The 20966-nt window shown below is 66.4% G+C and carries 13 protein-coding genes; 11 read left to right on the forward strand and 2 right to left on the reverse strand.

The window, feature by feature from the left end:
- The first annotated feature begins 19 nt into the window (after positions 1–19).
- The 3 genes from H0T81_RS09980 (at position 20) to H0T81_RS09990 (ending at position 4267) form a co-directional block, all read left to right on the forward strand.
- Positions 20–2044: a transglycosylase domain-containing protein gene (locus tag H0T81_RS09980; protein ID WP_294012525.1), complete on the forward strand. Its 2025-nt coding sequence runs from the start codon at positions 20–22 to the stop codon at positions 2042–2044.
- A gap of 151 nt (positions 2045–2195) precedes the next feature.
- Positions 2196–2354 (forward strand): Flp family type IVb pilin, encoded by a 159-nt coding sequence (locus tag H0T81_RS09985; protein ID WP_294012528.1) that lies wholly within the window; start codon positions 2196–2198, stop codon positions 2352–2354.
- A 359-nt stretch (positions 2355–2713) separates the two neighbouring features.
- Positions 2714–4267, forward strand: a complete 1554-nt coding sequence (locus H0T81_RS09990) for an MFS transporter (protein WP_294012531.1) — start codon at positions 2714–2716, stop codon at positions 4265–4267.
- Positions 4268–4283: 16 nt separating this feature from the next.
- On the opposite strand, the gene H0T81_RS09995 is transcribed toward H0T81_RS09990, so the two are convergent.
- Positions 4284–5795: an MFS transporter gene (locus tag H0T81_RS09995; RefSeq protein WP_294012533.1), complete on the reverse strand. Its 1512-nt coding sequence runs from the start codon at positions 5793–5795 to the stop codon at positions 4284–4286.
- Between the two features lie 211 nt (positions 5796–6006).
- The gene (locus H0T81_RS10000) at positions 6007–7035 is read right to left on the reverse strand and encodes a substrate-binding domain-containing protein (protein WP_294012536.1); all 1029 of its coding nucleotides are present in this window, start codon (positions 7033–7035) and stop codon (positions 6007–6009) included.
- 196 nt (positions 7036–7231) lie between these two features.
- Between H0T81_RS10000 and H0T81_RS10005 the strand changes: the two genes are divergently transcribed.
- The 8 genes from H0T81_RS10005 to zwf are packed head-to-tail and all read left to right on the forward strand — an operon-like array spanning position 7232 to position 20938.
- Entirely contained in the window at positions 7232–10027 is a 2796-nt protein-coding gene (locus H0T81_RS10005) for a TonB-dependent receptor (RefSeq protein WP_294012539.1), read from the forward strand.
- A gap of 60 nt (positions 10028–10087) precedes the next feature.
- The gene (locus tag H0T81_RS10010; RefSeq protein WP_294012541.1) at positions 10088–11602 is read left to right on the forward strand and encodes a tryptophan halogenase family protein; all 1515 of its coding nucleotides are present in this window, start codon (positions 10088–10090) and stop codon (positions 11600–11602) included.
- Positions 11599–13398 carry an alpha-amylase family glycosyl hydrolase gene (locus tag H0T81_RS10015; protein WP_294012543.1) on the forward strand — a complete coding sequence of 600 codons (1800 nt, stop codon included), beginning with the start codon at positions 11599–11601 and terminating at the stop codon, positions 13396–13398. Before H0T81_RS10010 ends, H0T81_RS10015 begins: the two co-directional genes overlap by 4 nt.
- The gene (locus H0T81_RS10020) at positions 13388–14995 is read left to right on the forward strand and encodes an alpha-amylase family glycosyl hydrolase (protein WP_294012545.1); all 1608 of its coding nucleotides are present in this window, start codon (positions 13388–13390) and stop codon (positions 14993–14995) included. Before H0T81_RS10015 ends, H0T81_RS10020 begins: the two co-directional genes overlap by 11 nt.
- Complete coding sequence (locus H0T81_RS10025; protein WP_294012548.1) at positions 14995–17022, forward strand: glycoside hydrolase family 97 protein; 2028 nt, start codon at positions 14995–14997, stop codon at positions 17020–17022. The genes H0T81_RS10020 and H0T81_RS10025 overlap by 1 nt, the downstream gene beginning before the upstream one ends.
- Positions 17023–17035: 13 nt before the next feature.
- The gene (locus H0T81_RS10030; protein WP_294012551.1) at positions 17036–18556 is read left to right on the forward strand and encodes a tryptophan halogenase family protein; all 1521 of its coding nucleotides are present in this window, start codon (positions 17036–17038) and stop codon (positions 18554–18556) included.
- Positions 18553–19491, forward strand: coding sequence for an alpha/beta hydrolase-fold protein (locus H0T81_RS10035; RefSeq protein ID WP_294012554.1), 939 nt, complete (start codon positions 18553–18555; stop codon positions 19489–19491). Before H0T81_RS10030 ends, H0T81_RS10035 begins: the two co-directional genes overlap by 4 nt.
- Positions 19481–20938, forward strand: coding sequence for a glucose-6-phosphate dehydrogenase (zwf, locus tag H0T81_RS10040; protein WP_294012557.1), 1458 nt, complete (start codon positions 19481–19483; stop codon positions 20936–20938). Before H0T81_RS10035 ends, zwf begins: the two co-directional genes overlap by 11 nt.
- Positions 20939–20966 lie beyond the last annotated feature (28 nt).

Genomic DNA, 20966 nt, shown 5'->3' on the forward strand with positions numbered 1-20966 from the left:
CCCGCAAGAAGGATCGTGGGTGGCGGACAGGGACGGAATCTGGAGCCGCGGCGGCGTTCATGTCGAGGAGCTTCCCGACCCGTTCGCGCCGATTGCGATGCCGGCGCCGGCCGAGCCCGGCAGGACCGAACCGGTTGGGCCCCAGCCACCCACCGTTGAGCAAAGGCCGACGCGAAGCCGGCGGCGGATCATCTTCTATACCGTTTCCGTGGTCCTGTTGGTGACCTTGTTGTGGCTGATCGTCACCGCGCCGCTGTCGCGCGCGCTCGAGCCGCTCGACGATCCCGCCTTGTTGCTGTTGTCGCAGGAGGGCAGGCCGATCGCCCGGCGCGGAGCGATCAAGGAGGCGCCGGTCAACGCCGCCGACCTCGACCCGCTGACCAGGGCCGCGTTCGTCGCCATCGAGGACCGGCGATTCTACCGCCACTGGGGGATCGATCCGCGCGGCATCGGGCGAGCGATGATCGCCAACGCACGGGCCGGCGGAGTCCGCCAGGGCGGCAGCACGATCACCCAGCAGCTCGCCAAGACGAGCTTCCTGTCGAGCGACCGGAGCCTCAAGCGCAAGGCCCAGGAGGTGATCATCTCCTTGTGGCTCGAGGCCTGGCTGACCAAGGAGGAGATCCTGTCGCGCTACCTCTCGAGCATCTATTTCGGAGACGGAGTCTATGGGCTGCGCGCTGCCGCGAAGCATTATTTCAACCGCTCGCCGCAGCGTTTGACGCTGGCTCAATCGGCCATGCTTGCCGGCATCGTCCAGGCGCCGTCGCGGCTGGCCCCGACGCGCAACCTGAAGCTCGCCCAGAAGCGCAGTCAAATGGTGCTCGACGCGATGGCCGAGACCGGTGTGATCGGTGAGGCCCGGTCGCATGCGACGGTCCTTGCACGGCCGGTGGGACGAACATCGAAGGTGCCGACAGGGACCTATTTCGCCGACTGGGTCGCACCCGCGGCGCAAAAGGCGTTCGAGGCCGATTTCGGCGAGGTCCAGGTGCGAACCACGCTCGACGCCGACCTGCAGCGGATCGCTGTGCGGGCGATCAACAACGCGGCGATCGGCGATGCCCAGGCGGCGATCGTCGCGATGCGGCCCGACGGGCGGGTCGTGGCGATGGTCGGCGGTCGAAGCTACAAGGCGAGCCCGTTCAACCGGGCGACCCAGGCGAGGCGCCAGCCGGGATCGGCGTTCAAGCTGTTCGTCTATCTGGCGGCGATGCGTGCCGGCTGGACCCCCGAAAGCATCATCGACGACCGCCCGATCACGATTCGCGGCTGGACTCCGGCCAACAGCGACGGCGTCTACCGCGGGCGGATCACCTTGCGCGAGGCGTTCGCCCGCTCGAGCAACGCGGCCACCGTCCGACTCTCGGAAAGCGTCGGCCGGGCCAATGTCCTTCGAGCCGCCCGCGAGCTCGGCATTTCAACTCCCCTTCCCAACGCCCCGAGCGTTGCTCTGGGCACCGCCGGAGTCAGCCTGCTCGAGCTGACTTCGGCCTACGCGGCCATCGCCGGCGGCCACTACCCGGTGGAGCCGCGCGGCCTCGCCCTGGCCCGCGAAGAGGAGGGGTTCGCCAGCTTCTTCCGCCGCGGCGGCAGCCTCGATCGGCGGCGCGACTGGGCGCCGATGCTCGATCTTCTGTGGGAGGCGGCCAACAACGGAACCGGCCGCCGAGCTGCGCTGGCGGTCCCGACGTTCGGCAAGACCGGCACCACGCAAGGCAATCGCGATGCCTTGTTCGTCGGCTTTGCCGGCGACCTGGTGGTCGGCGTATGGGTCGGCCGCGACGACAACAAGTCCTTGGGGAAAATCACCGGCGGCACCGCGCCGGCGCGAGTCTGGCGCAGCTTCATGGTTCCGGCGCTGGCCGTCGACGGCCGTTCGGGACCGCCGCTGCCGCGCACCTTCCGAGCGCCGGCCGAGCAGCCGCGGCCGCGCCGCCCGGAAAGGAAAAGCCCGCTTCCCGAGGATTGGAGCGAGCGCACTCGCGGGCTGCGCGAGCTGGTGCGCGATCTCGAGGAAATGATCGAGGACAACGGCCGCTGACGAGCGGTCATCGTGGTTAACCGGCGGCAACCTCCCGCTTTAAGTCTTTCTCAACCCCTCGGCGACTATTTCGGACGCAACCTACGCGAAGGACTGCGCAGGTGGGGGAACAGTCGGTTCCCGAGTAAGTGGAACCTTAAGGAGACCAGAGATGGCCAAGTTTCTGAAACTGATTCGTAACGACAAGGGCGCGACCGCCATTGAATATGGTCTGATCGCCGCTCTCATCGCCGTTGCGGCGATTGGTGCGATGTCGAGCATCGGCAGCGCGCTGAACACGACCTTCACCGAGGTCTCGACCAACCTGTAATCGCCATTTGACGGTTACAAAGTCGGGCGGCGGCGTCGAAAGGCGCCGCCGCCTTTCTTTATGCGCGCTTCGAGCGCCGGTCTGGCTCGGCTGGCGAATCATCCCGGCCGCTGGTCCACGCGGGCGGGTCGCTGGCCGGAAAGCTTTCGATCGAAGCCTCGTCGACGATGTCGTACTGCCGGCGACCCTTGGGTTCACTCCGCGGCGGGCCTGGCCTGGCGGCCCTCGAACTCCGTCTCTCGCCGGCCTTCCCCATTGGCCGATCATAGCATTCTTTCATCGCCGAGCCGATGACGGGTCGAGGCCGCTTCAGCGCCCGCCGAATTGAACTTTGCGTGCCCATCCGCCAATCGCGTCTGATGCAGGATACGACCGCAGCGCGCATTTCAATCGTCGGTGAGCGAGCGGCGTGGTTCTGGGCGGGCTGCGCAGCCATCGCGGCCGGCGTGCTGCTCCACTTGCCAATGCTCGCCGAGGCGCGCCGAATGGGGAACCAGCTCGCCGGAATGCCGCTCGACCAGACGATGTACGCAGGCATGGCGCTGATTGCCGCCGGGGTGCCGCTCGCCATCTTCGGAGCCTTGCCCAGGCGCCGGGCGCCGCATGGCGACCATGCCGGGACGAGCTACGAAGCGCCGGACTCGACGCCGCTCAACCGCTGGCACCTCGGTGTCCTGCTGGTCCTCATCTTCGGATTGATCATCGACGTGATGAAGCCGGCGACCCTCGGCTTCGTGCTGCCGGGAATGAACTCCGAATACGGCATCAGCAAATCGACGGTCGCCTGGTTGCCGTTCACCGCGCTGGCGGGGACGACCATCGGCTCGTTCGTCTGGGGCTGGCTGGCGGACGTCTACGGCCGGCGTGTCTCGATCCTCCTTTCCACCATCCTGTTCGTTTCCACCTCCATCTGCGGGGCGATGCCGGCGTTCGAATGGAATCTCCTGATGTGTTTCCTGATGGGCTGCTCGGCCGGCGGCATGCTTCCGGTGGTCTATACGCTGCTCGCCGAAGTGATGCCGCCCAAGCACCGCAGCTGGGTGCTGGTGCTGGTCGGCGGGACGGGCCTGGCCGGGGGCTATCTCGCCGCCAGCGCCGCCGCCCACACGCTCGAACCTTTGTTCGGCTGGCGTGTGCTGTGGCTGCAGGGCTTTCCGACCGGGATCGCCTTGCTGGCGCTCGCCCGGCTGATCCCCGAATCGCCGCGCTTCCTCGCCGAACAGGGGCGCCGCGCGGAGCTCAGGCAGATGGAGGTCCGGTTCGGCATATTGCCCAAGCCGCCGGTGGCCGCGCCGCCGGATGCGCCGATCGCGGCTCAGCGACACGACCGGCTGACCAGCGCCCTGGCGATCGCCGCGCTGTCCTGGAGCTTCGTCAATTTCGGCCTCCTGCTGTGGCTGCCGACGGACCTCCAGGCGCGCGGCTACAGTTCGGCGCTCGCCAGCGGCATTATCACCAGCTCCGCGTTGCTCGCGCTGCCGACCATCCTCATCGGGGCCTGGTTCTACGCCCGGGTCAGCAGCAAATGGACGCTGGTTGGAACGATCCTGTTGACGCTGGCCGGACTGCTCGGGGCGTTGCTGCCCGCCGATTTGCTGACCTGGCCGCCGCTGCTGATCGCGGTCATCGCGATGCTGATTGTCGGCACCAACGGGATGATCGCGGTTCTCCTCCCTTACACCGCCGAGAATTACGCGCTGGGGGTTCGCGGCCGAGCCACCGGGCTGGTTGCCGGAAGCAGCAAGTTCGGCGGCGTCGCGGTGCAGGGATTCGCGCTGGCCGGACTGATCCCGACGCTGACCGGAGCGGCCGCCGCGCTGCTCGGCCCGATGGCGCTTTCGGCCGGACTCATCGCCTGGGCTGGCCGCGAGACGCGCGGGCGCAGCCTCAGGGAGCTGGAAGCCGGAACCTAGCCGCCGGATTTCGCCGTCAGCCGGCCTTCCGCGGCTCGTCTTCGACCCACAGCATCGCCACGGCGGCCAGCGCCATGACGATCGCCGCGGCGAGCATCGTCCAGATCGGTTCGCCGGGGAAGAACGCGTTCATGATCGACCCCATCACCGTGGCGACCAGCAATTGCGGGATGACGATGAAAATATTGAACAGCCCCATGTAGATGCCGAGCTTGCGCTGCGGCAGGCTGCCGGCGAGGATCGCGTAGGGCATCGCCAGGATCGACGCCCAGGCGATGCCGACGCCAATCTCCGACAGGACCAGCCACTGCGGGTCGCGGATGATGAAGAAGCTCGCATAGCCGGCCGAGCCGGCGAGCAGGCCGATCATGTGGGTTCGCGCCTTGCCGACCCGCGCCGCCAGCCACGGCAGGAGCGTCAGAGCGGCGATCGCCGCGACGCCGTTGTAGATGGCGAAGAGCACCCCGACCCAATTGCCGGCGTCCTGGTAACCGGCGCTCGCCGGATCGGCGGCTCCGTAAAAGTTCTGCGCGACCACCGGCGTGGTGTTGATCCACATGATGAACAGCGCCGACCAGCTGAAGAATTGCGCGACCGCGAGCCGCTTCATGACGGTCGGCATGCCCGAGAAATCGCCGACGATGTGGCTGAGCATGTTGGTCGTGCTGCCGCTCCGGGCCAGCAGGATGGCGATGATGCTGGCGAGCCCGTAGGTGATCAGCAGGCCGCCGAGCAGATAGACTTCCTTTTCGAGCCCGAGCGGAGCGACCGACAGGGCGACCAGGGCTCCGGCGGCGATCCACACGAGGCTTCCGCCGAGACCGCGCGCGGCAAGCGCGCCGAGCGTCTGCGCGCTGTCTGGATGGTCGACGCTTTCGGTGAAGCGCGCCATCTCGTCGGGCGAATATTCCTTGGTCGAGACAATCGTCCACAGCACGGCCGCAAACAGCGCCGCGCCGCCGAACCAGAAGCTGTAGCGGACCGTGTCGGGAATGCCGCCGCCGGGCACCTCGTTCGCCACCCCCATGGATTCGAGCAGCCACGGGAAAATCGAGCCGACCACCGCCCCGGCGCCGATGAACGCGGTCTGCACCGCATAACCGGCGGTGTGCTGGTCCTTGCGCAGCATGTCGCCGACGAACGCCCGGAACGGCTCCATCGAGATGTTGAGGCTGGCGTCCAATGTCCACAGCAGCACCGCGGCCATCAGCAGCACGGGGGCCAGCGGCATCAGGAACAGCGACAGCGCGGCGAGGATCGCACCGGCGAGGAAATAGGGCCGACGCCGTCCGAGCCGGCCGAGCCAGGTGCGGTCGGACATATGGCCGACGATCGGCTGCACCAGCAGGCCGGTCAGCGGCGCCGTGATCCACAGCGCGGGAAGGTCGTCGAGGCTCGAGCCCAGCGACTGGAAGATCCGCGACATGTTGGCGTTCTGGAGCGCGAACCCGATCTGGATCCCGAAGAAGCCGAACGAGATGTTCCACAGACCCGCGAAGGACTGCCGCGGCTTTTCCACTGTCGTCATTGTCGCCAAGGTTTGTCCCCACCGTTGAGACCGGCGAAGCTGGCAGAACCGCCGCTGTCCGACAACGGCGGATTGTTGTTTGTGCAGTGCAGCGCATACGAATACGCGGCTTGTTCGTCCCCGTTGCCTGCTACGCGGTCATCGCTGCCTTCGGGGTCGGGGTGCCACAACGCTCGGCGCGGCGCGACCGCTGGCCGGCGGCCGCGCCCGCCTAGGTCGCGCGGCTCGATTCGCGCACTTTCAGACGCACCGGGAGCAGGCGGTTTTTCGCCGAGCCCAGTCCGATCGCCTCGATCAGCGCCTCGACCAGCGCTTCTCCCGCGCCTTTCGCGTCCTGGGTCACGGTGCTCAGCCGCGGACTCGACAGGCTCGCCGCGGGGATGTCGTCGAAACCGACGATCGCCACTTCCTGCGGGATCGCCCGGCCGAGCTTCTGAAGCGCGTGCATCGCACCGATCGCGGTGACGTCGCTGGCCGCGAAGATCGCGTCGAACGCGACCCCGCGGCGAATCAGCTCCGCGACCGCGGCGCGGCCCGACTCCTCGCTCGGCTCGGCGTCGACTCGAAGCTGGCCCTCGGGCTCCATTCCGGATGCCCGAAGCGCCCGGCAATGGCCCCGCCAGCGATCGAGGAACTCGGGGTAGGCGGGTTCGGCGGTGCCGATGAAGGCGATCGTCCGGCGGCCTTCCTGGAGCAAATGCTGGGTCGCGTCGAAGCCGCCCTGTTCGTTGTCGGAACTGACGGTGGCGCCGAACTGGACCCCGCCCGCCGAGCCCCACCGGACGAAATGCGTGCCGCGCTCGACCAGCCGCTGCAGGAGCGGCTGATATTCGAGATAATCGCCGTACCCGAGCAGGATGATCCCGTCCGCCTTGCGGCTGTCCTCATAATCGACATGCCAGTCGGACGACAGCTGCTGGAACGAGATCAGCAGATCGTATCCGTCGCGCGCGCACTTGCGGACCATCGGCCCCAGCATCGAGAGGTAGAACGGGTTGATCAGCGCTCCCTCGGTCGAGCTCTCCTCGAAGAACAAGAGCGCCAGAGTCCGCGACTGCTGCCGGCGCAATCCGGACGCGTTCTTGTCGACCTTGTAATTGAGCTGCTCGGCGGCCGCGAGCACCCGCGCTCGGGTCGGCTCGCTGACCGAGGGGTTGCCGCTCAACGCGCGCGAGACCGTCGGCTGCGAAACGCCGGCCAGCGCGGCGATGTCGAACGAAGTCGGGCGCCTCTGCGTCATTAAATGCACAGCCTAAGCGGGCTGAATACGTATGTATAGCCGCACGAGCGCTTCCCGCGCCGCAAACTGCTGATATTCCTAGGCTTGGAGTGAGCGGGGCTTCGGGCCGCGCATTGGTGAGCCTGTGCCGCGGGGCCGGGTTTCCGGGGGAGACAAGATGAAGGCAATCTCGACACGTTCGCAGTTCGCAGCGACGGTGAGTCCGTTGGCTATCGGCCTGGTGATGCTGCTGAGCGCGGGTACCGCTCAGGCGCAAGACACGGGCGTGGCTCCCCCTCCGGCGCCGCCGCAGCAAACCGAGGAGGAAAAGACCGAGGTCACTCCGACCGGCGAGGTGCAGGAAGAGGTTTCCGCGGGCGGCACGACCTCGCCATCGGGCGACTCGCAGGACATCGTCGTCACCGGCTTCCGAGCCAGCCTGATGAGCGCGATCAACAAGAAGAAAACCAGCGAGCAGGTGGTCGAATCGGTATCGGCCGAGGACATCGGCAAGCTGCCCGACGCATCGATCGGCGAGTCGATCGCCCGGCTTCCCGGCCTGACTTCGCAGCGCCTCAACGGTCGCGCCGCGTTCATCTCCATTCGCGGCTTCGGCCCTGATTTCTCGACGACGTTGCTCAACGGGCGCGAACAGACCTCGACCGGCGACAACCGCGCGGTCGAGTTCGACCAGTATCCGTCCGAGGTCGTCAACCGCGTCGACGTCTACAAGACGATGACTCCGAGCCTCATCGGCCAGGGCCTCGTGGGCACGGTCGACATCCGCACCGCGCGTCCGCTGGAAACGACTTCGCGGGTGATCGCGGTCGGACTCAAGGCCAGTAACGCCGAAATCGGCAAGCTTAATGCCGGGTCGAAGGACTTCGGCTGGCGCGCCAATGCGACCTACATCGACAAGTTCGCCGACGACACGATGGGCATCGCACTTTCCGCCAGCTACGTCGACGAGCCCTACCAGATCGAGGAATATAACGCCTGGGGATGGCAGGACTCAGGCGGCCGGATTATCAGCGGCAACAAATCCTGGGTCACTTCAACCCAGCTCAAGCGCTACGGCGCCAGCGCCACTTTCCAGGCGGACATGTCCGACGCGTTCCGAGTGACGCTCGACGGCTTCTATTCGAAGTTCGATGACGACATCATCCGGCGCGGCATCGAACTGCCGCTCGCCGGTGCGCTCGGCTGGACCTCCGCCGGGCTCACCAACACCCAGGTCGAGGACGGCAATGTCGTCAGCGGCACCTTCACCAATATCGAGGCGGTGGTGAACAACCACCACCTGACGCGTGAAGCCGATTTGTTCTCGGGAGGCGCGAACCTTGCGTGGCGCCCGGGCAACGGGTGGAAGGCCGAGCTCGACCTCAGCATCTCCCGCACCGACCGCGAGGAACTGATCCTGGAATCGAATGCCGGCACCGGCCGCGGATTCGGAGTCGGCGCTCGCGACACGCTCGATTTCGAATGCGGCGAGAGCGGCTGCACCTTCGACCCGACGCTCGATTATAGCGATCCCAATGTCATCAAGCTGACCTCGCCGATGGGTTGGGGTGCGGGTCCCGACACTCCGGGGGGCCAGGATGGCTACTACAACAACCGCATCGTCGACGACGTGCTCAAGCAGTATCGCGGCGACGTGGAGCGCGAGCTCGGCGGCTTCCTTTCGAGCGTTCGTGCCGGCCTGTCGCTCACCGACCGGGACAAGTCGCTGACGCCCGATGAATCGTACCTCATGCTCGCCAACGGCGCCGCGGAAATGGTGGTTCCGAGCCAGTATCTGCTGAGACCGACCAACCTCTCCTACCTCGACCTCGGGCCGGTGATCAGCTACGACCCGCTCGCGCTGCTCCGAGACGGGATCTACACCCGCGTCGCCAATCCGCACTCCGATATCCCGAGGAAGGCATACGACATCCGGGAGAATCTCTACGCCGGCTATGTGATGTTGAATCTGGATGGTGACATCGGGCCGTCGCGACTGACCGGAAACGTGGGAGTGCAGGCGGTCCGGACCGATCAGGAATCCACCGGAGCGGTGATCACCGGCAACATTTTCGACCGGGCGACGCTCGGCGACAAATATTGGGACGTGCTGCCTAATCTGAACCTGTCGCTGCGCACGCCCGCTGATCTGGTCGTACGATTCGCGCTCGCCCGCCAAATGCAGCGCCCGCGCCTCGACCAGATGCGGGTGGCGTTCGGTTATGGTGTCGACAGGACCGACCTGTCCAACCCGACCATCCGCGGCGGCGGCGGTAACCCTGAGCTGCGGCCGTACCGAGCCAATGCCGCCGACCTCACCGTCGAGAAATACTTCGGCACGCGCGGCTACGTTGCGGCGCAGCTGTTCTACAAGCAGCTGAAGAACTTCATCTACGAACAGGAAGTGCCGTACGACTATGCCGGCCTGCCGCTCGACGATCTGCTTGTAGCACCAAGCGGCATCATTCCAGAGGGTGTACCCGGCACCATCTCGCAGCCGGTCAATGCGAAGGGGGGCAAGATCTACGGCGTCGAGATTGCCGGCACCTTGCCCTTCGGCGAGTTCATCTCGGCGCTCGACGGGTTCGGGGTCACCGGCGGCTACGGATACACCAAGAGCCGGGTTCGCCCAGAGCCCGACGGTCCTTTCGGCGACATCCCTGGCTACTCGCGTCACGTAGCCAACGGCACTCTGTTCTTCGAAAAGTGGGGATTTGGTGCCCGGGTCAGCGCCCGCTACCGCTCGACGTTCATGGGTGAGTTCTCCGGTTTTGGCGCCAACCGTATTCGCCGCCGCGCGAAGGGCGAGACCCTCATCGATGCTCAGATCGGCTACGACCTTGGCGCCGGCAGGGGGGCGGGAACCATGTTCAACGGCCTCTCGGTGTTCGCCCAGGCGTCCAACCTGACCGACGAGCCGTTCAGCACGATCAATGCTGGCGCTCCGTTCGAGGTCATCGACTATCAGAGCTACGGACGCCGCTATCAGGTCGGCGCCACCTTCAAGTTCTGACGTGAAGGATGCGGCGGCTCGAGGCGACTCGACCGCCGCCGCAAGCAAAGAAGCAGGCCGATGAAAATCGTCGTCGTCGGGGGCGGTTCGGCCGGCTGGATGGCCGCTGCCGCGCTCGGCCGGATCATCGGCGAGCAATGGCCGATCGAGCTCGTTGAATCCGAGCAGATCGGCACCGTCGGAGTCGGCGAGGCGACGATCCCCCAAATTCTGCTGTTCAACGGCGTTCTCGGCCTGGACGAGGCCGAGTTCGTCCGAGCGACGAAGGGCAGCTTCAAGCTGGGGATCGACTTCGTCGGCTGGGGAGCGCCCGACGAGCGCTATATCCACGCGTTCGGGCTGGTGGGCCGGGATCTGGGTCTGATCCCGTTTCATCATTACTGGCTCCAGGCGCGAGCCCGCGGCGACCGGACGGGCCTCGCGGAGTACAGCCTGTCGGCGATGGCCGCGGCGAGCAACGTGTTCATGCGCGAAGACCCGCTGCCGCGGACGCCGATCGGAGCGGCCAACTACGCCTATCATTTCGACGCCAGCCTCTACGCGGCCCATCTTCGCGATCATGCCGAGAAATGGGGCGTGAAACGGCTCGAGGGGCGGATCACCGATGTCGGCCGGGACGGCGAAAGCGGCCATGTCACTCATGTCGAGCTCGAGGACGGCCGCCGGGTCGCCGGCGACCTGTTCATCGATTGCTCGGGCTTCCGAGCGCTGCTGATCGGCGAGGCGATGGGCAGTGCCTATGTCGACTGGTCGCAATGGCTCCCATGCGACCGGGCGCAGGCCGTGCCCTGCGAGTCGGTCGAGCCGCTGACCCCGGTCACCCGGGCAACGGCTCGCGAGGCCGGCTGGCAGTGGCGAATCCCGCTGCAGCACCGGATCGGCAACGGCTACGTCTATTGCTCGGACTTCATCAGCGACGACGCGGCCGCGACCACGCTTCTGGCCAACCTCGACGGCAAGGCGCTCGGCGAGCCGCGGCCGCTGAAGTTCACCGCCGGCCGTCGGCAGGATTTCTGGCGCGGTAACGTCGTCGCATTGGGGCTCGCCAGCGGCTTTCTCGAACCGCTCGAATCGACCAGCATCCATCTCGTCCAGTCGGGGATCAAGCATCTCGTCGACCTGCTTCCGCGCGACGGCATCGACCCGGCCGACGTCGCCGCCTACAACGCCAAGCTGACCTTCGAATATGAGAAGATCCGCGACTTCCTGATCCTGCATTATTGGGCGAACGGGCGGAGCGAGCCGTTCTGGAAGCGCTGTCGCGAGATGGAAATCCCGGACACGCTCGTCGAAAAGATCGAGACCTTCCGCTCGCACGGCCGGATCTTCCGCTTCAACGAGGAGCTGTTCACCGAGGTCGCCTGGCTCCAGGTGATGGTCGGGCAGAACATCCTGCCGCGAAGCTACCATCCGCTCGCCGACGCGCCCGGCGACGACAATGTCGACCAATATCTCGCTTCGATCCGCGAGCTGATCGCAGCCAAGGTCAGGCGGATGCCCGACCACCGCGACTATCTGAACCGCCTGTCCCGGACCGAAGCGCAACAGGCGGTCGCAACGGAGGTGCCGGCATGATTGGAAAATTCCCGCTCTGGCTATTCGGCGCGGCCCTGCTCGCCTCGTCGGGCGCGGCCGCGCAGAGCCTCCGCGATCGCGCGCCCGAAGACGAAGTCATCTATTTCCTGCTTCCCGACCGGTTCGAGAATGGCGACCGGGGCAACGACCGCGGCGGCATCACCGGCGACCGGCTGGCGACAGGGTTCGACCCGACCCACAAGGGGTTCTTCCACGGCGGGGACCTCAAGGGGCTGACCCGGCGGCTCGGCTATATCCAGCGGCTCGGCGCGACCGCCGTGTGGCTCGCGCCGGTGTTCAAGAACAAGCCGGTGCAGGGGCCCAGGGGGCAGGAGAGCGCAGGCTATCACGGCTATTGGGTGACGGACTTCACCCAGGTCGACCCGCACTTCGGCAGCAACGCCGACTTCAAGGCGTTCGTCGACGCGGCGCACGCGCGCGGGATGAAGGTCTACATGGACATCATCACCAATCATACCGCGGACGTCATCCAGACGACCGAGTGCGTCCAGATCGGCCAATGCGCCTACCGCAGCATCGCCGACTACCCGTACCAGCGCCGGGGCGGCGTCAACGGACCGCCGATCAACTCCGGCTTCGCTGGACATGGCGAAGGCACCGCCGCCAATTTCAGCCGGCTGACCGACACCAATTACGCTTACACTGTGCGCGTGCCGGACGCCGAAAAATCGGTGAAGGTGCCGGCCTGGCTCAACGACCCGATCCACTACCACAACCGCGGGGACTCGACCTTCCGCGGGGAATCGAGCTTGATGGGCGACTTCGTCGGGCTCGACGACCTCTTCACCGAGAGCCCGCAAGTCGTCGCCGGAATGATCGAGATCTACGGCTCGTGGATCGACCGCTTTGGCATCGACGGCTTCCGCATCGACACCGCGCGGCACGTCAACCCCGAGTTCTGGCAGCAGTTCGTGCCGGCGATGATCGAGCGGGCGCGGCGGCGCGGAATCCCCAACTTCCACATGTTTGGCGAAGTCGCCAACGATGATTTCAACCAGGGCTACCTCGCGCTGCACACGAAGCGCGACAAACTGCCGACGGTGCTCGACTTCGCGTTCAAGGAAGGCGCGCTGAGGACGATTGCCGGGAACAAACCGACCGAGATCTGGCGCCAGTTCTTTGCCGAGGACCTGCTGTACGAGGGCGGCGAGGCGACAGCGCTGCGGCTGCCGACCTTCATCGGCAACCACGACATGGGGCGGTTCGCCCACCATGTCCGCAAGGGGTTCCCCCAGGCCAGCAGCGATGAGGTCTTGAAACGGGTCATGCTGGGCCACGTGCTGATGCTCACCGCGCGCGGCGTTCCGACCATCTATTCGGGCGACGAGCAGGGCTTTGTCGGCGACGGCGGCGACCAGGACGCGCGCGAGGACATGTTCCCGTCGCGGGTCGCCATCTACAACGACAATGATCTGCTCGGCACCCGCGGGACCACCGCCCAGTCGAACTTCAACCCGGGCCACCCGCTGTACCGCCTGATCGCGCAGCTTGCCGACATCCGCAGGCGGACGCCCGCTCTGCGCCACGGCGCAACCGTGTTTCGCGCGGGCGCCGACACTCCCGGGCTGCTCGCATTCTCGCGCGTGCTGGACGGCAAGGAGGTGCTGGTCGCCCTAAACACCTCGCCGCAGCCGATCGCCGGAAATATCATTGTCGAGGTCGGCTCCACGCGTTTCGCGAGCCTTGCCGGCGCTTGTCCGGCCGCCGCATCGGCGCCCGGCAGCATCCGCATCACCCTGCCGCCGCTCGGCTATGCGATCTGCAATGCTCGCTGACCGGCAAACACTCAGCGCCGCGCAGCTGGCGCCGTGGTGGCGCGGCGCGGCGATCTACCAGATTTACCCGCGCAGTTTCGCCGACAGCAACGGCGACGGGATCGGCGACCTGCCGGGAGTCACCGCACGTCTCGAGCATGTCGCGAGCCTCGGAGTGGATGCGATCTGGCTGTCGCCTTTCTTCCGCTCGCCGATGCGCGACTTCGGCTACGACGTGTCCGATTATTGCGCGGTCGACCCGGTGTTCGGAACGCTTGCCGACTTCGATGCTCTGGTCGAGCGCGTCCATTCGCTCGGCCTGCGGTTGATGATCGACCAGGTCTATTCGCACAGCTCCGACCAGCACCCGTGGTTCCTGGAGAGCCGCTCGAGCCGCGACGGGCCGCGCTCCGACTGGTACGTGTGGGCCGACCCCAAGCCCGACGGTACGCCGCCCAACAATTGGCAATCGGTATTCGGTGGCGCCGCCTGGACTTGGGACGCTCGGCGCGGCCAATATTATCTGCACAATTTCCTGCGCGAGCAGCCCGACCTCAACCTCCATAATCTCGCGGTCCAGGACGCGCTCTTGGATGTCGCCCGCTTCTGGCTCGACCGCGGCGTCGACGGCTTCCGGATCGACGCGATCAATTTCGCCATGCACGACCCTCAGCTGCGCGATAATCCGCCGGCGCCCCCGGGCGGGAAGCGGACTCGGCCGTTCGACTTCCAGCAGCACCTGCACAACCAGTCCCACCCGGACATCGTCCTGTTCCTCGAACGGCTTCGGCGGGCGATCGACGGCTACGGCGGCCGCTTCACCCTGGCCGAGGTCGGCGGCGACGGATCGCTGGGCGAAATGCACGTCTTCACGCAGGGGAATTCGCGGCTGCACAGCGCCTACGGTTTCGACTTCCTCTATGCCGAGCGGCTGACCCCGGAGCTCGTCGCTCGGGTCGCCCAGGACTGGCCGGCCCGGCCCGGGGTCGGCTGGCCGACCTGGGCGTTCGAGAACCACGACGCTCCGCGGGCGCTGTCGCGCTGGGCGCCGATCGAGCAGGCCGACCGTTTCGCGCGGACCAAGATGCTGCTGCTCAGCGCGATGCGCGGGTCGATCATCCTGTTCCAGGGCGAGGAGCTGGGGCTGCCGCAGGTCGACGTGCCGTTCGACCAGCTCCAGGATCCCGAGGCGATCGCCAACTGGCCGCAGACCCTCAGCCGCGATGGAGTGCGGACTCCGATGCCGTGGCGCAGCGAGGCTCCGAACCTCGGCTTTTCAACCGGCGAGCCGTGGCTTCCGGCGGGCGACGAGCACCGTCCGCTGTCCGTCGACCGGCAGGTCGGCGATCCGGACTCGATGCTGGCCTTCACCCGGCGCTGCCTGAAGTTCAGGTCCGACTGCGCCGTGCTGCGCCTGGGGTCGATGGACATCATCGAGGCCGGCGAGCAGCTGCTGCGCTTCGAGCGCTCGCACGACGGCCGGCGGTTGCTGTGCAGCTTCAACCTTTCGGAGCGGCCGGCGGCGTTCCGGGCATCTGGCCCAAGCCTGATATCGTCCGGCGAGGCGTCTTCGGGAGCGCTCGGCGCATTTTCGGCGGCCATTGAGGACATTAGCTGATGGTCCGGTCTCTTTTGGCTTTGCTCATGCTGGTGCTCGCCGTGCCCGCCGCGGCCGCGGACAAGGTTGCCAGCGCGACCTCGCCTGGCGGAGTGCTGGCCCTCGACATCACCATCAACGGCGAGGGACGCGTCGGATATGCCGTCAGCAGGCTTGGCCAGCCGGTGATCGGCGAAAGCCATGTCGGATTCCTGCTCGCCGATGCTCCGCAATTGCTGCGCAACTTTCAGCTCACCGGGCAAATCCGGCGCAGCTTCGACCAGAGTTGGGAGCAGCCGTGGGGCGAATGGCGAACCGTCCGCGACCGCTACAACGAGCTCGCCATCGGCCTTGAAGAAAAGGACAAGCTCAAGCGCCGCATGACGCTGGTGTTCCGGCTCTACGACAACGGCATCGGCTTTCGCTACGAGCTGCCGCAGCAGCCGAACCTCAACCAGGTCAGCATCACCGAAGAGCTGACCCAATTCCGGGTCGTCGAGCCGGGCGAGGCGTGGTGGTCGCCGGCGTTCGAATCCAATCGCGAGGAATATCTCTACAATCGGACTCCGATCAGCGGCATCGCGACCGCCCAGACGCCGCTCACCATGCGCACCGCGAGCGGCGTCCACATCGCGATCCACGAGGCGGCGCTGGTCGATTATTCGGGGATGAACGTCCGCCAGGTGGAGAATGGGCTGCTCGAAGCGGTGCTCACTTACTCCGCGGCTGGTCCGAAGGTGGCGCGCGCGACCCCGTTCGCGACGCCGTGGCGGGTGCTTCTGATTACTGCGGACGCGCCGAGCCTGTACGCGGCCAACACGCTGATCCTCAACCTCAACCAACCCAACGCGCTCGGCGACGTCAGCTGGGTCAAGCCGATGAAATATGTCGGCATCTGGTGGGGCATGCACCTCGACACTCAGACCTGGCACGCCGGGCCCAAGCATGGGGCGACGACCGCCTACGCGATGAGGATGATCGACTTCGCCGCAAAGCACGGCTTTGGAGGCGTGCTGATCGAAGGCTGGAACAAGGGCTGGGAGGATTGGTTCGCGACCGGCGACGACTTCAGCTTCACCGAACCCTATCCCGATTTCGACATCGCCAGGGTCGCCGCCCACGGCCGCCGCAAAGGCGTCAGCCTGATCGGCCATCACGAAACTTCGGGCAATATCGCCCACTACGAAGATCAGCTCGAGGCTGGCCTCGACCTCTATCAACAACTCGGCGTTCAGGCGGTGAAGACCGGCTATGTGTCCGACGCCGGCGGAATCCAGGCGCGCGGTCCGGATGGCCGAATCCGCTTCGAGTGGCACGAAGGGCAGGTGATGGCCCGCCATCATCTGAAGGTGGTCAGGGAAGCGGCAAGACGCCGGATTTCCATCAATCCGCACGAGCCGATCAAGGACACGGGCCTGAGGCGCACCTACCCCAATTGGGTCACCCGCGAGGGTCAGCGGGGGATGGAATATAATGCCTGGGGCGAGCCCAAGAACCCGCCCGAGCATGAAGTGAACTTGGTGTTCACGCGCATGCTGTCCGGACCGATGGACTACACCCCCGGGATCCTCAGCCTCCGCGGCAGGGGCGACACGGCGATCCCATCGACGCTCGCCCGGCAGCTCGGGCTCTACGTCGTCATCTATTCGCCGCTCCAGATGGCCGCCGATCTGCCTGAGAATTACGAAGCCAACCGACGGCCGTTCCAGTTCATCAAGGACGTGCCGGTCGACTGGGAAGACACGCGCATGCTTGCAGGCGAGGTCGGCGACTTTGCGGTGATTGCCCGCAAGGACCGCAATTCGGCCGACTGGTATCTGGGGGCGGTCGGCGACGAGCAGGAACGGCGGTTCGACGTTGCGCTCGGCTTTCTCGCGCCGGGCCGCCGCTACCGGGCCGAAATCTACCGAGACGGGGATCGCGCCGATTACCGCACCAACCCGCGCGACATCGTGATCGAGAATCGGACGGTGACCAGCGGCGATCGCCTGGCGATCCGGATCGCGCCGGGCGGCGGAACGGCGGTGCGGTTCGTGGCCCTCAAATAGTGACAGCCAGGCGGTGAGCGACGGCGGACGGCCCCCTTCGATCCTGATCCTCGGCGGCGGCACCGCCGGCTGGATGGCCGCCAACCTGTTCCAGCACCGCTGGGGCACCCTGGGCACGCGCGTCGCGCTGGTCGAATCGAGCGAAATCGGGATCATCGGCGTGGGTGAAGGGTCGACTCCGCAGTTGAAAGCCTTTTTCGACACGATCGGGATTTCCGAGCAGGAGTGGATGCCGCGGTGCAACGCGACCTACAAAGCCGGCATCCGCTTTATCGACTGGTCCGACCGGCCGGGGTTCGACCGCTACTTTCACCCGTTCCTGACCACGGCCGACGCGCACACCGCCAACAAGTTCTTCTACAACACGCGGGCGCGCCGCACCGGCCGCGACGTCTGGGCGCATCCCGACCGCTTCTTCCTCAACACAGCGCTCGCCCGGAAGCGCCTTGCGCCGCTCGCGCCGGCCGATGCCGCATTCCAGGCGAGCTATGGCTATCATTTCGATGCGGTGTTGCTCGGCCGATATCTCAAGGAAGTCGCGACCGGCCGCGGTGTCGAGCACGTCGACGCGAAAATTGCCTCGGTCGAGCTGGGCGAGAACGGCGACGCCATCGCCCTCGAAGCCGAGGACGGCCGCCGCTTCGAAGCCGAGTTTTTCGTCGATGCGAGCGGGTTTCGAGCGCTGATCATCGAGCAATCGCTCGGGGAGCCGCGTCGCTCGTTCGCCGACAATCTGTTCAACGACCGGGCGGTCGTCGCTCCGACTCCGCTGCCGGACGAAGGGCCCGGATGCTGCACCCTGGCGACAGCGAAAAGCGCCGGCTGGATCTGGCACATCCCACTGACGAGCCGAATCGGCAATGGCTACGTCTATTCGTCGCGCTACATCGATCCCGACGAGGCCGCCGCCGAGCTTCGAGCGCACCTCGGGCTGGCGAATGACGCCGAGGTCCGCCACCTCGAGATGCGAGTTGGCCGGCTCGAGCGAAGCTGGGTCAGCAATTGCCTCGCGATCGGGCTCGCCCAGGGCTTTCTCGAGCCGCTCGAAGCGACCGCGCTGCACATCGTCCTGACGACGGTCGACGAGTTCATCGCCGAGGTCGATTCGCAAGGCATGGAGGAGGCGGCGCGCAGTCGCTTCAACGACGCCACGGCGCGGCGCTACGAAGGCATCCGCGATTACATCGTCTGCCACTATCGCACGCAGCTTCGCCGCGACACCGACTATTGGCGCGACGCCGCAGCGATGACCGAACTGTCCGACAGCCTCAAGGGGATCATCAGCGCCTGGTTCAGCGGCGGCGAGCTTGACCGCGAAGTCGCCGAGCAGGACATCGGCGGCTATTACAGCGCCGTGTCGTGGCACTGCATGCTCGCCGGCTACGGCAATTTCCCGGATGCATCGAAGCTTCGCCCGCCGGGACCCGACATCGTCCCGGTCGACATGGACGAGATCGACCGCTTCATCGCCGAGTGCGCGAAGACCTTTCGGCCGCACTCCGAGGCGCTCGGAATGCTCGAGGACGCCGCGTGATCGCTCGGCTCGCGCTGTTCCTGGCGATGCTTCTGGCCGCTGTCCCCGCGGCGGCCGGCATTTCCACGGGCAAGCTCGACGATCTCGGCATCGTGCAGTCGCGCTACGCCGACCCGCGCAAGGTGACCGTGTGGCTGCCGGCCAGCTACCGGCCGGGCGGGCCTCGGCATTCGGTGCTCTACATGCACGACGGCCAGAATCTGTTCGATCCGGAAACCGGCTTTGGCGGGATGGAGTGGAAGATCGACGAAGTGCTCGGCCGGCTGATTGCCCAGAACAAGGTCCGTCCGACGATCGTCGTCGCGATCTGGAACACGCCCAAGCGCCTGCGCGAATATGTGCCGTCAAAGGCGTTCCGGCGTCTTCCGCCGGCGTACATGGAGCGGGTGCGCGGCCTCTACGGCGGCGACCCGTTGTCCGACGGCTACCTAAAGTTCATCGTCCGTGAGCTCAAGCCGCGCATCGACCGCGCTTACCAAGTGCGCACCGGCCGTTCCGACACGGCGATCATGGGTTCGTCGATGGGAGCGTTGATCTCGCTTTACGCGATCAGCGAATATCCCCATGTCTTCGGCGGCGCGGGCATGGTCTCGACGCACTGGCCGCTGATGATCCCGCCGGAAGGCAAGACACTCAGCGACTCCGATTATGAGACGGTGTCCTCCGCGTTCGAGCGTTATCTGGCGCCGTCTCTGCCTTCGCCGCGCACCCACCGGCTGTACTTCGACCATGGCAGCGAAACCCTGGATGCGGTCTACGCCCGCTACCAGATGCGCATCGATCGAGTGGTCGCGAGGCGAGGCTACCGGCTGGGCCGCAACTGGATCAGCCGCAACTTCCCCGGCCAGGCGCACAACGAGATCAGCTGGGCCTCGCGCGTTGAAATCCCGCTGCGTTTCCTGCTGCCGCCGCGTAAGGGAGCGCATGGCCGATAAGGTTTCCGCACTGCTGCTGTTCGGAGCGACGGGCGATTTGGCCCGGCGGATGCTGCTTCCGTCGCTGTACGGGCTCGACGCCGACGGGCTGCTGCCCGACGATCTGACGATCATCGGCACCGCTCGAAGCGAGCTCGACGACGACGGCTACCGCGACAAGGCCAAGCAGGCGCTCGACGAGCACCTCGCCGCCGGCTTCTACGATCCCGAAATCGGTGAGCGCTTCCTCAAGCGGCTTGCCTACGTGCCGCTCGACATCGCCGACGAGGCGGGTTTTCAGCGTCTCGCCGAAGCCGTCGGCGACCCGGCGCGCGGGCTGGCGATCTTCCTGTCGACGGCGCCATCCTTGTTCAAGCCGACCATCGACGGGCTGGCCGCGGTCGGGCTCGCCTGCCCGACGGTTCGGATGGCGCTGGAAAAACCGCTGGGCTCGGACTTGAAGTCGAGCCGGGAAATCAACGATTCGGTCGCAGCGGCCTTCCCCGAGGAGCGCACCTTCCGGATCGACCATTATCTCGGCAAGGAAACCGTCCAGAATCTGCTCGCTCTGCGCTTCGCCAATTCGCTGTTCGAGCCGCTGTGGAACAGCACCCATATCGACCATGTCCAGATCAGCGTCGCCGAGACGGTCGGGATCGAGGGCCGCGGCGATTATTACGACGGCGCCGGGGCGCTCCGCGACATGGTCCAGAATCACATGCTGCAGCTGCTGGCGCTGGTCGCGATGGAGCCGCCGACCAATTTCGACGCGACGGCTGTCCGGGACGAGAAGGTCAAGGTCCTGCGTTCGCTTCGGCGGCCGACCAGCGAAACCATCGCCGCCCACATTGTCACCGGCCAGTACGGCCGCGGCGCGATCGATGGGCAGACGATGCCCGGCTATGTCGAGGAGCTCGGCCGCGACAGCTCGACCGAGACGTTCATCGCCTTGAAGGCCTATGTCGACAACTGGCGGTGGAAGGGAGTGCCCTTCTACCTGCGCACCGGCAAGCGCCTGCCCGAGCGGCAGACCGAGATCTTCATCCAGTTCAACGGCGTCCCCTATTCGATCTTCGCCGCCCGCGGCGCGGCCACCGTTCCCAACAAGCTTGTCATCGGGCTTCAGCCGGAAGAAACCATCCGCTTGCTGGTGATGGCCAAGACTCCGGGCCTCGACCGCCACGGGATCCGCCTTCGCGAAGTGCCGCTCGACCTCGGGCTGGCCAACGCGTTCGCCGACCAGCGCCGGCGGATCGCCTACGAGCGACTGCTGCTTGACCTCATCGAGGGCGACCCCACCTTGTTCGTTCGCCGCGACGAGGTCGAGGCGCAATGGGAATGGATCGACGCCATCCGCGCCGGCTGGTCCGAGGCCGGAGTTGCGCCTCGGCCGTATGCGGCGGGAACCTGGGGACCTTCGGCCGCAATTGCGCTGACCGAGCGCGACGGCGTCAGCTGGCACGAGTAAGCGGCACGGGCGTATCGCAGGAGTTGGG

It is taken from the genome of Sphingomonas sp., from assembly GCF_013812825.1.
Lineage (GTDB): Bacteria > Pseudomonadota > Alphaproteobacteria > Sphingomonadales > Sphingomonadaceae > Sphingomicrobium.

Coding starts and splice junctions, on each gene's coding strand:
- H0T81_RS10020 (WP_294012545.1), top strand. CDS start 13,388: ATGCTCGCTGACCGGCAAACACTCAGCGCCGCGCAGCTGGCGCCGTGG.
- H0T81_RS10025 (WP_294012548.1), top strand. CDS start 14,995: ATGGTCCGGTCTCTTTTGGCTTTGCTCATGCTGGTGCTCGCCGTGCCC.
- H0T81_RS10015 (WP_294012543.1), top strand. CDS start 11,599: ATGATTGGAAAATTCCCGCTCTGGCTATTCGGCGCGGCCCTGCTCGCC.
- H0T81_RS09985 (WP_294012528.1), top strand. CDS start 2,196: ATGGCCAAGTTTCTGAAACTGATTCGTAACGACAAGGGCGCGACCGCC.
- H0T81_RS10000 (WP_294012536.1), bottom strand. CDS start 7,035: ATGACGCAGAGGCGCCCGACTTCGTTCGACATCGCCGCGCTGGCCGGC.
- H0T81_RS09995 (WP_294012533.1), bottom strand. CDS start 5,795: ATGACGACAGTGGAAAAGCCGCGGCAGTCCTTCGCGGGTCTGTGGAAC.
- H0T81_RS09990 (WP_294012531.1), top strand. CDS start 2,714: ATGCAGGATACGACCGCAGCGCGCATTTCAATCGTCGGTGAGCGAGCG.
- zwf (WP_294012557.1), top strand. CDS start 19,481: ATGGCCGATAAGGTTTCCGCACTGCTGCTGTTCGGAGCGACGGGCGAT.
- H0T81_RS10010 (WP_294012541.1), top strand. CDS start 10,088: ATGAAAATCGTCGTCGTCGGGGGCGGTTCGGCCGGCTGGATGGCCGCT.